The sequence below is a fragment of the Vibrio antiquarius genome (genome assembly GCF_000024825.1).
Taxonomy (GTDB): domain Bacteria; phylum Pseudomonadota; class Gammaproteobacteria; order Enterobacterales; family Vibrionaceae; genus Vibrio; species Vibrio diabolicus.
In genome coordinates this window covers 1,214,427-1,229,709 of sequence record NC_013457.1, presented here as the reverse complement: position 1 = coordinate 1,229,709, position 15,283 = coordinate 1,214,427, and the positions used below count along the sequence as shown (strand labels likewise).

General features: G+C 46.7%; 10 protein-coding genes. 4 read left to right on the top strand and 6 right to left on the bottom strand.

All coding sequences use genetic code 11. The features are described from left to right. Positions 1-464 precede the first annotated feature (464 nt). A complete protein-coding gene (locus VEA_RS20395; protein WP_006740829.1) occupies positions 465-2,711 on the top strand; it encodes a CehA/McbA family metallohydrolase in 2,247 nt (748 codons plus the stop codon). A gap of 90 nt (positions 2,712-2,801) precedes the next feature. On the opposite strand, the gene VEA_RS20390 is transcribed toward VEA_RS20395, so the two are convergent. Next, the gene (locus VEA_RS20390; protein ID WP_006740830.1) at positions 2,802-4,556 is read right to left on the bottom strand and encodes a hypothetical protein; all 1,755 of its coding nucleotides are present in this window, start codon (positions 4,554-4,556) and stop codon (positions 2,802-2,804) included. A 428-nt stretch (positions 4,557-4,984) separates the two neighbouring features. Here VEA_RS20390 and VEA_RS20385 point away from each other — a divergent pair, with 428 nt between their 5' ends. Continuing rightward, positions 4,985-5,938 (top strand): M23 family metallopeptidase, encoded by a 954-nt coding sequence (locus tag VEA_RS20385; protein WP_005395595.1) that lies wholly within the window; start codon positions 4,985-4,987, stop codon positions 5,936-5,938. Beyond that, positions 5,842-6,294 (top strand): bactofilin family protein, encoded by a 453-nt coding sequence (locus VEA_RS23635; RefSeq protein WP_080619267.1) that lies wholly within the window; start codon positions 5,842-5,844, stop codon positions 6,292-6,294. The genes VEA_RS20385 and VEA_RS23635 overlap by 97 nt, the downstream gene beginning before the upstream one ends. Before the next feature lie 88 nt (positions 6,295-6,382). On the opposite strand, the gene VEA_RS20375 is transcribed toward VEA_RS23635, so the two are convergent. Next, entirely contained in the window at positions 6,383-9,133 is a 2,751-nt protein-coding gene (locus VEA_RS20375; RefSeq protein ID WP_012842411.1) for a M16 family metallopeptidase, read from the bottom strand. Between the two features lie 364 nt (positions 9,134-9,497). Between VEA_RS20375 and VEA_RS20370 the strand changes: the two genes are divergently transcribed. Beyond that, positions 9,498-11,384: a methyl-accepting chemotaxis protein gene (locus VEA_RS20370; RefSeq protein WP_006740834.1), complete on the top strand. Its 1,887-nt coding sequence runs from the start codon at positions 9,498-9,500 to the stop codon at positions 11,382-11,384. A gap of 112 nt (positions 11,385-11,496) precedes the next feature. On the opposite strand, the gene fecE is transcribed toward VEA_RS20370, so the two are convergent. From fecE to VEA_RS20350, 4 genes are all read right to left on the bottom strand, one after another. Then, positions 11,497-12,261, bottom strand: a complete 765-nt coding sequence (gene fecE / locus VEA_RS20365; RefSeq protein WP_006740835.1) for a Fe(3+) dicitrate ABC transporter ATP-binding protein FecE — start codon at positions 12,259-12,261, stop codon at positions 11,497-11,499. 2 nt (positions 12,262-12,263) lie between these two features. Next, complete coding sequence (locus tag VEA_RS20360) at positions 12,264-13,235, bottom strand: FecCD family ABC transporter permease (protein WP_006740836.1); 972 nt, start codon at positions 13,233-13,235, stop codon at positions 12,264-12,266. Then, positions 13,232-14,191 (bottom strand): FecCD family ABC transporter permease, encoded by a 960-nt coding sequence (locus VEA_RS20355; RefSeq protein WP_412034509.1) that lies wholly within the window; start codon positions 14,189-14,191, stop codon positions 13,232-13,234. The genes VEA_RS20360 and VEA_RS20355 overlap by 4 nt, the downstream gene beginning before the upstream one ends. Before the next feature lie 74 nt (positions 14,192-14,265). Then, entirely contained in the window at positions 14,266-15,189 is a 924-nt protein-coding gene (locus tag VEA_RS20350) for a Fe(3+) dicitrate ABC transporter substrate-binding protein FecB (RefSeq protein WP_006740838.1), read from the bottom strand. Positions 15,190-15,283: the final 94 nt, after the last annotated feature.

The following is a 15,283-nucleotide window of genomic DNA, read 5'->3' as shown; positions in this document are numbered from 1 at the left end:
TATATAGTTCACTCAAAAAACATAGTGTCTCTATGTTTGCTCTAATCTTTATTAAAGGCCTTTTAGTCAGAGACAAGATAAAGATAAAAACCCAAACATAAAGAATAAAAAGTCAAATTAAACTCAAAATATTATATGCGTTCTCAGAACTATCTTGACCTTTTTTCTCACATATACAGTGTAATTGTTATCATTTTGTTTGCTCAATGCTGCCAAAAATCGTTCACATCTCTCCCAAAATAATTAGTGTTCTAAATATTTTTATCACTCTATACAAAAACGAATCAAACAACAAAAGACCTTTAAAATCAAAACTTAATATTCAGAAATCAATTGTAAAACAATAATATAAACGAGTTGACCTCTTCATTTCTTTCACTTTTTTAATTGAACGTCTAATCAAGTTAACGCACAATGCCATCGACAACTCACATAATAAATCATGAAAAAAAGGAAGTGTCTTCATGCATAATTTTTCAAAAAGTGCAGTGGCAACTTTAATCTCTGGCCTTTTGCTTGGAACTTCAGCAAATGCGGGAGTGAGTATCACACAAGGAAAGACCACGATCCCCGATGGCGAAGCTACACACGCTCAAGACATTACCGTTCAAAACAAACATGTCGCCTTCGCTCTCGCTGTTGAATCCGCACCACCATGGGGCGTACCGCGAGGAACATTGGTCGATTTGGCAGCAGTAAAGAATGGCAAAGTAGACCTTGACCGTGTTGCCTTTGCTGACTTCATTCCTAACAGCTGGTCCGCATGGCCGAATGATCGCAAATCCATTGAAATTATCGAAGACAGCGACAATAAAGCGGTCATTAAAGTGAGCCGCAACTTCGATAACGTTGATATCACAACATGGTATACACTCGCTTCTGGATCTGACTCAATTGCGCTTAAAACGGTCATGACCAACCAAGGTAAAAAAGATCTCGCGTTAGAATCAGGGCACACCATTTGGCCAGACACTGGCTACCAATTTGCCGTGCCGGGATTGGAAGGGAAAGAAGAATCCATGGCCGACAATGCCCTCACCGATCGCATGGTCGCTTATGATCGAGACTGGGCCTTTGCACTTCATGCTCCTTATTTTGATCGCGTCAAATACAATGGTCGTGACATGTACCTAGGGCATACCTTGAAAGCAGGTGAAAGCCGCACTTTCCAATCCCGATTACAAGTGGTTCCAAATGGAGACATGGCCCCCATTGTCAAGGCAGAAGCTGACCGACTAGGACAAGCGACAGGCACCATCAACGGCCAATTACGCGCAGATAATGGTCGTGTTCCTGAAGATGCCATCGTGATGATCGAAAAAGAAGGACAACCCTATGCCTGGACATTGGCCAAAGATGGCCAGTACAGCATGGCGCTGCCTGAGGGTGAGTACCAAATCTACGGCACAGCGACTGGTCACGCAAACAGCAAGCTGCAATCGATTCAAGTGGCGAGAAATAGCGAGCAAACACTCGATTTTACGTCTCTAAAACGCCCAGCAACTCTCTCACTTCAAGTTGAAGAGGCAACATCAGGTCTGGCCAAAGATGCGAGAATCGCCATCCTTGAAGGTCAAGCGCCACCGGTTGAATTTTTGGGTAAACGCACCTTCTTTACCGATCTGCTGCCTGCAGGTCATGCGGAGCTAAAACTGGCACCCGGTCAATACAAATTAGGTATCAACTCTGGTGGAGGCTTTACAGCTAAAACCCAAACATTAGACGTAACCCTAACATCCGGTAAAACGACGAAGCAACGAGTAGAAGTGCCTCAAGTGACGTTTCCTAACCGTCAGCATTGGTATGGCGCAGATTTACACCATCATGGCAACGTGTTGGAAGGCGTTACTCCGCCAGAAATTGTTGTGCGCGCTCAGTTGGCAACGGATCTTGACCTGACTTTCATTAGCGATCATGACTCAACCATTAACCACCAGAAGTTTGCAGAACTATCTGCGAAACGTGGCGTGCCTTTCATCCCGTCAATCGAAGTTTCGCCATCATGGGGACATATGAACCCATTTCCTATCGATAATGGCGCCGAGCTAAAGGTCGATCCTGGCACTGCTGACGTTCACACGTTACTTAACGCCGTACATGAGATGGGGGCTGAAGTCGTACCGATGAACCATCCATACAACGATTATGGCTACTTTACGAATATCGCTAAAAATGCAGTCCCTGGTGGTAAAACGGATCGCTTCGACCTTATGGAGCTTAATGCGCGCGTAGACAATGAACCAACGTTGAAGAAAGCGCATAAACTCTGGGACCTGGGTGAAGCAATGTACTTTACAGCGGGAACCGACACCCACGATGCGTGGAACCAACTCACGGGGCAGATTCGAATGATGGCAAGAGTCGATGGCGAGCTAACGCCGTCGAAGTTTGCGCAAGCACTTAAAGCCGGCCATGGCTACGCAACACAAGGCCCTATTCTTTATCCGCAAAACATTATGTTTGGTGAAACAGCAACAGCTGGCGATACGTGGGACATCCACGTCGTTGCAGCCGATGGTCTAAAAGAAATTCGATTGATCGGTAAAGGCGGCAACGTGCTGAATACCCTGACGATTAACCCGAAAGTTGATACTCAACGCATAGAGCTGTCGCTACCTATACCTAGCGACGCAGAGGGATGGATAAGTTTAGAAGTCGAAGATAAAGACGGCAGCACGGCCTGGAGTAACCCTGTTTGGTTGCAGTCATAGTCTTGATGAATGTCCGACTCGATGGTAAACAAACCTGAGTTCGACGATGAAATAAAGGCGGCACAGTGCCGCCTTTTTCTACTCGATGTTTTACTGCTGTGCAACCGTCACGGGTTTGGTCGCACCACGGTAATCAAACTCAAAACCAATACCTTGATCTGTTACATCCATCGTCATACCACCAACAAGCTCGCCTTGTAAGCTTTTCATAACATCATCAGGTAACGGCTCACCAGTCACGGCTGACGCACTTTCCAACACTTCCAAAATGCGTTCTGAATCGAAGTCAAAACTGAACAAGCCATTTGGAGAAAGTGGTTGTGCCATCACTTCTTTGCTCGCGTCTTCGGCATTCTCACCACTGTAGAGCGTAAAATGGTTTTCGTTTAAGCGAGCAAACACATCCATCTTCAAGCCTGTGTGCATTTCGAGCAGGTCACTGACATTAACTGGCTGGTTATCCGGCTGAATTTGTAATTGAGCAAGCTCAGGGACGAACATTTGCGCGGTTTGAATCAGCATCATTGGATCATTGGCAGATAGAGACAACATACCATCTAGCTGGCTAAATACTTCACCGTGCTGAGCATTAGTGTCAACGTGGATATCAAACATTTGCAGGCTTAATCCTTTCAGGCCGTTAACCATGCCGGAGCCCATGCTCACAGCTGCGGCTGGGTTTTGGCCACCCATCTCTTGCTGCATTTGTGTCAATAAAGAACATTGGTACTGAGGCTGAGTCAAGTCGCTCCAAATCTGACCAATCGATGGCGCTAGCGTATTAATGTCTAAACCAAGCGCCATGCTAAAGAAGCTCTTATCATTGTTCGATTCTGCCAAAACGCCACGAATCGACTTAAGCGCATCTAGAATCACTTTATTTTTCGATTCAACAACAAAAGCACCTTTAATGAATGCCTGCTCGCCTTTCAACTTGTATTCCGCAAATGCGACGGATTGAGGCCAGTTTTCTGCAACTTGAGTAAGTTCAGTATGACAAGCTGGTGAGCGCATCTCCTGAATAGTTGGCTCAGGATCAATGGCATCCAGCATGCTGACTTGACGCGCAAAGATATTGCCATCTTTCGTCGTCAAACCTTTAACCAATTCACGGTGATCAAAGTAACCGAAAGAGTTATTGTTTTCGCCGTATTTAGCCTGCAACGCCGCTAGGCGTCCACTCTCCGCAATGTTTTGACTTGGTGACTCAAGTCCCAATGCCATTTTAAGCGGGTTTTGAACACCCAGTTGCGGAATATCAACCGTTAACGTAAGTACGTTGTCAACCACGGCAACAACCAAGCCAATGCCATCTTGCGGGTCAACCGAATCTGTCATCTCGTAACGACGAAACTCAACTTCACCGAGTTTAACCAGCTCGTGCTTAGCACCGCTCATCTGCTCTTCGTGATCCAATGTTTTCCATAACGCGGCAGGGTCTTCAATCTTCAATTTGTACACCGGTACCATACCGATTGTGTACAACACAGGATTAATGTTTTCTCCGGTACCTAAATAGGCTTTTAACGTTTCTGGCGATGCAGCGCTCTCCAGATATCCATCAAACAAGTTAACGGCAAACTGTTGCTGTGGAGAAAGTGATTCATCGGCAAAAAGTTCAGCAATCGAGCCTTGGTTAGCCGTGCCAAATGCATTCATGTATTTATAATGATTAAAAGGTTCCGTCTGATACGTCACCATGAGCGAATCCGCAGGAACTTGCGAAAGTAGTGATACTGAATCACTCGAGGTAGTATTGTTTTGGTACAGGTAGCCAGCGCCCCCTGCAGCTGCGACCACTGCTGTAGCCAATAGTAGTTTTTTCACGACCAACTCCGTTGTCATAGTTATGTGTTCCTAAGCGAAATATCACGCTTAGGTTTAAAGCCTTTGAATAGCACTTTTATATCGACCGCTATCATAAACAAGTTATCGATATAATGAATGTCGGTTTGATAAATTATCCAACATTTATAAGGTAAACCGTGAAGTAAGTTGAATTGCGTGAGGATGCTATTGGCAATATTCACAATCTAATTTCTCGGATAACCACCTTACAAATCAAAATCTTCAGTTCAATAAAGCGATTTGGAGTAACTACGACCAAAAGCGCTAGGATATTAAATCTTTATTGAGTCTTTTATCTAATATCTGAAAACGCCTCACGGCCTGACACTTCTTTCCAATTTGCCTCTAGCGGTCCCCGTTCGTTTTCCTTACATTCCCGTTAACTCAGTGACGAGACGTATACCAGATACGAGCAGTAGAAGACGATGAAAGACCAGTTGACGATCTCTATATCAACCATCAATGGCTCCAGACATTGGTACTTCAGTAAAAGGATGCAACGCAATCTAAAAACGTTTTTATGCTTTTTTGTCATTGCTCTGGCCGCAACCGCGATCTTAATTCATCACTTGTACACTCGCGTCGATAATGCCGCGTTAAAACAAGCTGAATTGACAGAACATTCGCGCACTATGGGTGAAGAGCTCAGCACACTGAAAGCATTAAAATCCGAGCTGGAAAGTGATCTCTCAGAGCGAGAAGAACGAGTACAACTTGTTTCGGAGCGTTTGGGAGAGTTAGAGAAAGTCCTTGGAGTTGGAGAACATACTACCACGGATAATTTGGATGCCCGACTTGATGCGGCGGCGATTACGTCGAACGTTCGCATGGTGTTGTTAAACCAAATACCAAGCGGGTCTCCGGTCGGTAAAGCGCGGCTCTCTTCTCGCTTCGGTAAGCGCATTCATCCGGTGACAAAAGTCGCTAAGATGCATCGCGGGCTCGATTTTGCCGTGAATACCGGTACTAAGGTTTATGCCCCAGCAGATGGGGTTGTGGAAGTCACCCGCCGCAGCAATAAAGGCTCTGGTAACTTCCTCAGGCTGCAACATTCTTTCGGTTTTTCGAGTTCTTATTCGCACTTGAAAAAGTTCAAAGTAAAAAGCGGTCAGTTCGTCAAAAAAGGGCAACTGATTGCAATTTCCGGCAACAGTGGGCTCTCTTCTGGCCCTCACCTTCACTACGAGGTGCGTTTTGTTGGGCGAGCACTGAATCCGAAGCCATTTGTCGATTGGAGCCTCAATGATTTCGAAGACATTTTTACTAAGGAGCGAAGAATACGATGGGAATCTTTAATCAAAACCGTGGAACAACGAGTAGCTCAGCAGCTTCAACTCTCATCGCCAAAGGCTGTGCTGTTAGCGGAGAACTCAAAGTAGAAAACGATGTCCAGATTGATGGCATCGTCGATGGTCAAATTAATGTAGAAGGCACTCTCGTCGTTGCAGAAAGCGGCCGAGTAAACGGTGAGATCTACGCTAAACAACTGATCATCAATGGCATGATGGATGGTAACTGTCACGCAGAACACATTCAAGTACTTGCCAAGGGACGTGTAAGTGGGAGGATCTGGAGTAATAACCTCAGCATCGAACCTGGTGGTAAATTCTTTGGTGAAGCGGCCGAATTACCTGAAAAAGAAGTGGTGACACTGAAAGGAAAGGCTCAAGAAAACGCCAGCACGAAAGAAAACAATACCAACAATGAAAAGCGACCTGCGCGTAAATCAGCGTAAACTCTTTGGTTAAAGTGCATAAAAAAGACGGCTTTCACGCCGTCTTTTTTATTACTAGAGACACGAGCTTCGTCAGAAGCTACAGTGATTATTCGGCCGGGTTTAAAATCATCACCGAGCGCTTTGCTTGTGGACCAAAAGCCGCTTTCGCATGCGCTTTCACTTCTTCTAATGTCACACTCTTAGCCGCTTTCTCAACGTCAAGTAACACATCGACGCCGTAATCATGCACTAAGTATCGAGTATACGACCATGCGCGCTGAGCAGGGTTATCATCTAATCCTTGCATCGCTACCGCCAATTGCTTCGCTGCCGTATCCACCTCTTTTTGCGTGATGTTCGAAGCCAAGTCATCAAACATTTTGCCTAACTTGCTATCTAAAACTGCCACGTCTTCGGGCTCAACTTGAGATTCCAAGAGCCAATCAGAGATTGGTTCGCGATCTTGCGTCACGGTGTAAATATTTGGGCTGTAATCAAGGCTAGACTCTTCTCGCACAATATCCAAGACACGCGCGTTACTGATACGTTGCAAAATATCTTCGATAACCGTATCCCTTGCCGTACGTTGGTAATCGTTCGTGTTAGTCAAACGCATTACATACAACGATGAAGGTTCATGACCATCCGCAACGACTGTTCGCGCCGGCACGTCGGTGTTGAACGCAACATGGTAATCAATCGAACGACTCGGTTGCATCTCGATGGAGGCCACATACTTACGCAAGAGTGGCGTAATTTCTTCCGGCTCGACATTGGCCACAATGACCATCTTAAAACCATCGTTGGTTTTGAAAAGTTGCTCATGCACCGCTAGTATCTGCTCGGAAGTCACTTGTTCAACATCATCACTGGACACTATACGATGACGACTACCTGGCAAATAAGAATTGCCGTTTGCTTTTTGAATCAGTTTTCCCATCGGTGATTCAAAAAAAGCACCGCTCTGCTGCTTAAACTCTTGCTTCGCTGCCGCCATCTGGCGCTCGTCGACTTTAATCTCCGTCGCTAGATTGTATAGTCCATTCAACGCGTAAGTTAAATGCGTTGTTGGCGCGGTAATTTGTGAACCGTGACTGGTCGCATCAAGAATCGCGCTAAGCGCAATGTTATTTTTGCGTAAGTAACTGTCTAACTCTGAACCAGAAAATGCCCCTAACCCACTGCGTATCGCCGTCGTTGCAGCGATTTCATACGCAGCATATAACGCTGGTTCAACGGCGGCTTTACCACCTTGGCTCGCATAGTAAATATAAGCTCGACCACCCGCTTTGGCATCTTTTTGGAACCACACTTCGACACCGTTTGATAGCGTATAAACTTGAAAGCCACCCGCTTCCTGACGCATGCTGGTGATGGTACCTTCTTGAGTAGGCTGTAAGAATCCATCCACTTTGTCATACATCTCTAACGGTTTTTCGCCAGTTTGGAGGTAGGCACTGTATAGATCGGTAAATACATCATTGAACTGAGCTGACGTTTCACTTTTCCCTAACCCAATCACAAAGATTGGTTGCTCAGACAACAAGGCATTCAATTGCGTGTTAATGCTCTCTAGATTCTCGTTGTTGATGAATTCAGACAAACTCTGGGCGTAACTCTCTTTTGATTGACTCACACTGCCTTGGTCAATTTGAAAAACGCGCGCTTCTGCATAACTGTTTGGCTTACGTTGGTCCCAGTCTGAATCAATATTTGCGAGCTCACCTTGCCAATTTGACATGATGCTCTCTAACTCAGATTGAGTCGCACCATAATCTCTCAGTGACGCCAACGTGCTGATGAAAGTTTGATGCATTTGTTCACGACGCTCAGGCGCAAACGAAATACCTGCCGACATCATGCGCTGGTAGTTGGAGTAGTAAGGCTGGGCATAAGCATACTGAAAAGGTTCAGCGGCGTCATTAAGTACACGGATCAGACGTTGTTGAATTAGCTGTGTTGCGACTTCATCACGCCACACTTGATGCTGTTGTTCAATCGTAGTGCTGCCACTTAGACCACGCTCAATCACTAAATGAAGGCTTGGTGATTCCATCGTGCTACTTGGCAAGATTCTGTTTTCGTTGTTCACTCGAATATCGCGGCGCTTCTCTATTACGGTATCCGAGGTGCTTTCCCAGTTCGAGAATTTGTTTTTGATAATATTGGACAGTGAATCCACGTCGATATTACCGGTCACAACCAACTCGGCATTTTGTGGTTGGTACCACTTGTCGTAAAACGCTTTTAGCTTGCTTGATGAGGCATTTTGAATCGCTTCGCGAGTACCAATTGGGTCGTGTTCACCATACATAGTGCCTTCAATCGACGCTTGATAAGCATGCATAGAAAAGGACTTATCATCCGGGTTAGCACGTCGCCATTCACCAAGAATCACCCCTTTTTCTTTCTCTACTTGTTCGGGAGCAAACTGAAGTCCGTTTCCGATATCTCTCATCCACTTCAGGGCATCTTCCAGCTTTGTATTATTGGCAAGATCAAGTTGGTAAGAAGTTTGCTGATAAGTGGTAAAGGCGTTGATATCGGCACCAAAGCTACCACCAGATTGCTCGAAAAGTTTAACAACGTCGTTGCCGGTAAAATGCGTGCTGCCATTAAACGCCATGTGCTCAACAAAGTGAGCGTAACCTTTTTGATTGGCTTCTTCTTGGAATGAGCCGACATTCAGAACCAAGCGGACCGATACTTCTTGGTCTTTTGTTGGGTAAAGATGGTATTTCATACCGTTCGATAACTGGTCGACATGCCAATTGGCGTCAGGCTGAATCGGCGTCGATTGTTGTGTCAGAGCACACCCTGACAGTAATAACGCGGGGACTAACAATATACTGCGCATAACTATTGCCCATAACAATGATTAAGCCGATCAATATAATCCTCGTTCGATGACCTTCACATTTTTAATGGATTATTTACCACTCAAACGTGACGCAAATCACCTTTTAATGAAATCAATTATCATTTACAAAAATAGACAAATCCTTACTTTACAAATAGATAAATAACACAGCTTAAAAGCCTTTTTCTTATTTGATGTAAAACTCAAAATCGCGACATGGAGTCAGTATTTATTTTGAGCAATAAAATATAATTATTGAACAGATTCGAATCTGACTTTCTGCTGCATATTCAACGGCTCGGTGAGTCCTGATGAGAATAAAAACACAACAACTATTATTCAAAGATCTATTATTCGCTTTATGTTCAAAAATCTATCATTAAAAAACAAACTGGCGATCTCTGCCAGTGCTGCCATCATTCTCGGGGGAGTGCTGGTAGAAGGGCTGTCTTTTCGAGATTCATTAAACAGACTGGATGTCGAAGTCGCGCAACGACTAGAAAGCACCAGCGCATCTTACAATCAATACGTAAAGGACTGGTTACTCTCAAAAGAGCGAGCACTGACGTCACTCTCTTCCGATTCAGAAAAGCGTTCTCTAGTTACGCACTTGAAACAAGTCCGAGACTCTGGCGCGTTTGATAACGTCTTTCTCGCTTACCCAGACGGCTCACAAGACAACGCTAATGGGGTGGTTTTGCCACCAGGTAATAACGACCCACGCAAGTGGGGTTGGTACACCAACGCCATTGCCAATCCATCGAAAGTCTTTATGGATAACCCAACCGTCGCAGCGGCCACGGGGGCCAACGTCGTGTCGCTTGGTAAAGCACTGCAACTACATGGTCAAACCGTCGTTCTGGGTGCAGATGTCGAAATTGGAGATATTTTAAACAGCCTCAACCAAGTGATCCTACCGGGTGAAGGCTATATGTTTATTGCCAATGAACAGGGCAATATTTTCACCCATAACGACGGTAAGCTGCTGAACCAACCTGTTAGCAAGCTAGGCCTAAACAACAGCGATATTACCTCTGCCGCACGTTCCGGCACAGAGCGTCGTGTCTCGATTAACAACACCGAATATGTGGTTTACGCGCGCCATATTGAGGGCACCAAACTCACAACGGTTACAGTGTTAGATCAAAACTCGTTAGTTGCCCCTCTCTACGAAGCCGTTTGGGATCAAATCATCGCAACCACTATCGTCGTCGTCATCTGTGTGGCTTTGTTTAACCTGCTATGTAACATCTTGTTCCGTCCGCTCTACAATGTTTCGAATGCGCTCGCGCAAATCGCCAACGGTAGCGGTGACCTAACTCAACGCATCAAAGTAGAAAACCGTGACGAAGTTGGTGAACTGGCTGAAAACTTCAACCAGTTCGTTGAAAGTTTGCAGCAACTTATTGGCCACATTCGTCAACAAGCGGAAGAACTGAGCCAACAATCGGAGCTGAGCACGACTCGCGCAAATCAATCGGTTTCTGATCTGAACCATCAGCAACAAGAAATCACTATGGTGGCAACCGCTGTGACCGAAATGGCATCGGCAACGCAAGAGATTGCAGCGCATGCAGAGCAGACGGCCAAAGCCGCACAAGACTCTTCAGCGAGCACACAAAATGGTCATGAATTGGTGATCAACTCCAAATCGTCCATCAATAATTTGTCTTCCGAAGTCAACCAAGCGAGCGTTGTCATCGGTGAGCTCAATCAGCACGCGCAAGACATCTCAACCGTGCTATCAACGATTCGAGACATCGCGGAGCAAACCAACTTACTGGCTCTGAATGCGGCGATTGAAGCGGCGCGTGCAGGTGAACAAGGCCGCGGTTTTGCCGTTGTTGCAGACGAGGTTCGCGTGCTATCACAACGCACACACACCTCAACCGAAGAGATTCGCTCGACGATCGAGACTTTGCAACAGACCACACAACGCGCTGTGACCATCATGGATACAAGCTCTCAGCTCGCGCAAGGTTCGGTGGAAGATGCCGATCGCGCAGCACTGGCTCTGGATGAAATCAACGCGGCCGTTGCGTTGATCAGCGATATGGCAACGCAAATTGCAACCGCAGCTGAAGAACAAACTCACGTAACCAATGAAATCACGCAAAACGTCACGTCAATTAAAGATGTGACCGATCAGTTGGTGGTTGGCGCAGCAGAATCGATGAATCAATCTGCTGAGTTGAAATCGCAGGCAGAAGATCTCAACTCGAAAGTGGCGACGTTTAAACTGGCTTAAACGGTCAAATCTACAACACTCTCTAAAACAACAAACCCCGCTAGCAAATTTATTACTAGCGGGGTTTATTTTTATGACGCTGCGTTTTTATCGCGGAAAGTGTTGGGACGATTTACACCGCCACGCACATCGGCGTGCCCGAGATTGGGTCGTTAAATACTCTGGCTTGTAAATCAAACACCGATGCCAACATGCCTTCTGTCAGTACCTCTTGCGGCGTTCCCTGCGTAACTAGCTGACCTTTTTCCAACACCACCAAATGATCGCAGTAACGGCACGCTTGGTTTAGATCGTGCAGCACTACGACCACGGTTTTGCCTTTGTCGTTCATCTGCCTCATTAGCTTCATCAGCTCAACTTGATGGGAGAGATCCAGATAAGTGGTGGGCTCGTCGAGCATCACTACGTCGGTATCTTGCGCCATTACCATCGCAATCCACGCCCTTTGCCTTTGACCGCCAGACAACGATTCAACTGGCTGGTCAGCAAACTCAATCACGCCAGTATCTTGCATTGCTTGCTCGACCAAGGCTTTGTCTTGTTGACTTAACCGACCCCAATGAGAGAGATAAGGCGAGCGGCCATATTCGACCAGTTTTCTGACTGTAATACCTTCAGGACTGACAAGAATCTGCGGCAGCAAAGACAACGAGCGTGCCAAGCGTTTATCACCGTAGCTGCTTAGTGGTTTGTCGTCATACAACACTTGGCCGGACGCTGGTTTATTGATGCGTACCAAGGTTTTTAATAGTGTCGACTTACCGCAACCATTTGGGCCAACAAGCGCGGTAATTTTACCTTGAGGAATCGACAAAGAGAGATCCGGAATAATGGTCTGTTTGCCGTACGCGACGGATAAATTCTGCGTTCGTAACATGCTTACCAACCTCGATAACGATACAAAAGAAAAATGAAATATGGTGCGCCAATAACAGAAGTCAGCACACCCGCTGGCAGCTCAATTGGCGGCTGTAAGCCTCTCGCCAAGCCATCGGCGCAAATCACCAACAGCGCGCCAAGGGTTGCAGAAGCAGGAATCAATAACTTGTGGTTGTGACCAAACAACAAACGCGCAAGATGCGGCGCAAGCAGGCCAACAAAGCTGATCGTGCCGGCCACAGACACACTGATGCTCGCCAATAACACGGCAGCAATCAACGCAAGAATTTGGATCTGTCTTGGTTTCGTGCCAAGTGTAGTGGCACTTTCTTCTCCCAGTCCCATCACATCTAACCGCCATGCCAGCCAAAACGCCAATGGCAGTAGCAGCATTAGAGCACTCCAAATAAACGGCACTTGTTGCCAGTTTCGTCCCCACAAACTGCCCGTTAACCACACCATCGCCGTGTTGATTTCGATAGGGTGCACAATCAGAAGAAAGTCGATACCGCTGGCTAAAAATGCGCTGACAGCAACACCAATCAGCGCCAAACGCGCAGGTGTTGGCTTCGACCAATAAGCCAGCACAGCAATAAAGCCTGCGGCAAGCAAGCCTCCCGCCATGGCGACCATCGGCAACATTGCCACTGGCGCATTCGGGTACAACACCAAGCAAGCGGTAGCCGCCAGCCCTGCCCCTGCGCTTATCCCCATCAAATCTGGGGAGGCAAGTGGATTACGGATGACGCCTTGAACTAAGATGCCAGACAGCCCCAACCCAGCGCCCACGCCAATGGCGAGCAACATTCTCGGCAATCGATATTGGTGAATCACAAAGTCCGAATCAGAAAAAGAAAACAGCAATGCAAAAACCTGTTGAGCCGACAGATTCGCCGCGCCAACAAACAGCGTCAGAGAAGACGCAATCAGCAACAATCCAAGTAATGCAAACAGTTTGGTTTGATTCATCATGATGATTTCCTCATTGCAATCGCGATAAAGCAAGGTGTGCCCAACAGTGCGGTAATCACGCCCACCGGCGTTTCGGCCGGAAAGGCAATCGCGCGTGACAAAGCATCTGACCACGTCACCAATGCCGCGCCACACAAAGCGGAAACCGGAATGAAAATGTGATAGTTGTGACCAACAATCGGGCGTACCAAGTGCGGCACTAACAACCCGACAAAGCCAATTGGTCCAGCAATCGCCACGCTAGTTCCTGCCAACAGCACAACCGCTAAACCACTGATTAATCGCGTAAGACGAATGTTACCACCCAACCCGACAGCAACTTCGTCCCCCAACGCGAGTAAATTTAAGTTTCGCGCTAAGCCCATGGCGAGCACCAAACCTAAAGTCGCAAAAGGCCACAGTTGCTGCCACTGCTCAGAATCTACCGCAGAGAGTGAACCCGTTAACCAATGCAACACGCTGTAAGCCATGTCATCCGCCAAAATTACCGACGCACGAGTTAACCCTATCAGCAGTGCACTGATGGCAATGCCCGCTAGCACTAAACGCAATGGGTGAGAACGCGCGGAGAAAAAACCGCCCAACAACATGACCGCACCACCACTTAGTAGCGCGCCGAGTACTGCGTTGATGATTGGGTTCAATTGACTAAAGAATGGTACTCCAATGGACGCCAAGGCCATAAAACAAGCCGCACCAGCATTAATGCCGAGAATGGATGGCGACGCCAAAGGGTTACGAGTCAATCCTTGCATCAGCACTCCGGATACCGCAAGCGAAGCGCCAATTAATAACCCAGCATAGGTACGAGGCGCACGCAGCGTCGCGAGGATTTGATGCAGCATATTGCCCTCATCAAACGCAAACCAATAGCTTGTCAGATCATTAACGCTCAAAGAAAAGTTGGACCAGCCAATCATTGAGGCTGCATAGCCTGAGAGCGTACACAACGTCATAGCACAGACAAACAAGCTCGCTTTCCAATGCGATTTGCTAACCGAAGTCGGGCTTTCTGAGATTATCGACGCACTCATGCGCGCCCCAATAACGTTTCAAGGTTGCGGGCAATTTCTTCCGCCGCCAACATACCGCGATTTAACGACCACAGTTCAGGAGAAACCTCAACAAGTTGCTGTTTTTTCGCAGCAGTTAGCAACTTAAACAATGGATTTTTGCGCCACTCATCCACAATATTTGGTTGAGAGTAAAGTCCAACTAACAACCAATCAGGGTTGGTTTTTAGTAAAAGTTCGAAACTGGTTGGGATATACGCTTTTTGCTCAGATGGAGCCAACGGGCTTTGGATGCCCAGCGTACTCAAAACGCCCCCAGCGTAAGAAACCGGGCTATGCAGCCACATCCCTTTGTCAGAAACCACACCAAACTGAATGGTTTCTTGTGTCGCAAAATGCTGTTTGAACTCCGCCATTGTCTTTTTGTGCTGCTCAATTCGTTGTGTCATTTTCGCTTGTTTGCCAATCGCCACGCCGATTTTGTGTGCGGATTCGAGATTTTCTTGATATGTCTCACCACGGCTTTTTAGCAGCAAAGTTGGCGCAATTCGCTGCAAATCTTGATAAATCGCGCGATGACGTTCGGTATCGGCAATGATCAAATCAGGCTTGAGCACCGCAATCGCCTCTAAACTCGGTTGTGAGCGCATGCCGACCGATTGCCAAGGTTCAATCTTGGCACGAACAGCAGGGATAACTCGTGTTGCATCGTTATCATCGGCAACGCCTACCGGTGAGACATCGACTGCCGCTAATGCATCGACAAACGAAAACTCTAAAACCACAATACGTTGAGGTATCGCTTCTAGCTCAAACGTGCCTTGCTCATCTTGCACGCTGCGCGCCTGAGAAAATGCGCTAAATGACATCAAAGCTGAGCTCAGTAGCATCAACAAAACGGTTGAAAAGTGTTTGATCGTAAATTGTTTTTTATTTTTCATCTTGCTTTTTTCCAGTGCTAAGAGTTTTCCAGTACCTCAGATCGGCAAAGTCGCCAAGGTAAATTGGCGACTTTTCTTTTCAAACTCGGTGAAC

What these genes read in the sequence shown, in the direction of transcription:
- VEA_RS20350 (WP_006740838.1), bottom strand. Translation starts at nt 15,189, where the DNA reads ATGAAAAATAAAAAACAATTTACGATCAAACACTTTTCAACCGTTTTG.
- VEA_RS20385 (WP_005395595.1), top strand. Translation starts at nt 4,985, where the DNA reads ATGAAAGACCAGTTGACGATCTCTATATCAACCATCAATGGCTCCAGA.
- VEA_RS20390 (WP_006740830.1), bottom strand. Translation starts at nt 4,556, where the DNA reads ATGACAACGGAGTTGGTCGTGAAAAAACTACTATTGGCTACAGCAGTG.
- VEA_RS23635 (WP_080619267.1), top strand. Translation starts at nt 5,842, where the DNA reads ATGGGAATCTTTAATCAAAACCGTGGAACAACGAGTAGCTCAGCAGCT.
- VEA_RS20395 (WP_006740829.1), top strand. Translation starts at nt 465, where the DNA reads ATGCATAATTTTTCAAAAAGTGCAGTGGCAACTTTAATCTCTGGCCTT.
- VEA_RS20360 (WP_006740836.1), bottom strand. Translation starts at nt 13,235, where the DNA reads ATGATGAATCAAACCAAACTGTTTGCATTACTTGGATTGTTGCTGATT.
- VEA_RS20370 (WP_006740834.1), top strand. Translation starts at nt 9,498, where the DNA reads ATGTTCAAAAATCTATCATTAAAAAACAAACTGGCGATCTCTGCCAGT.
- fecE (WP_006740835.1), bottom strand. Translation starts at nt 12,261, where the DNA reads ATGTTACGAACGCAGAATTTATCCGTCGCGTACGGCAAACAGACCATT.
- VEA_RS20355 (WP_412034509.1), bottom strand. Translation starts at nt 14,191, where the DNA reads ATGACGTTGTGTACGCTCTCAGGCTATGCAGCCTCAATGATTGGCTGG.
- VEA_RS20375 (WP_012842411.1), bottom strand. Translation starts at nt 9,133, where the DNA reads ATGCGCAGTATATTGTTAGTCCCCGCGTTATTACTGTCAGGGTGTGCT.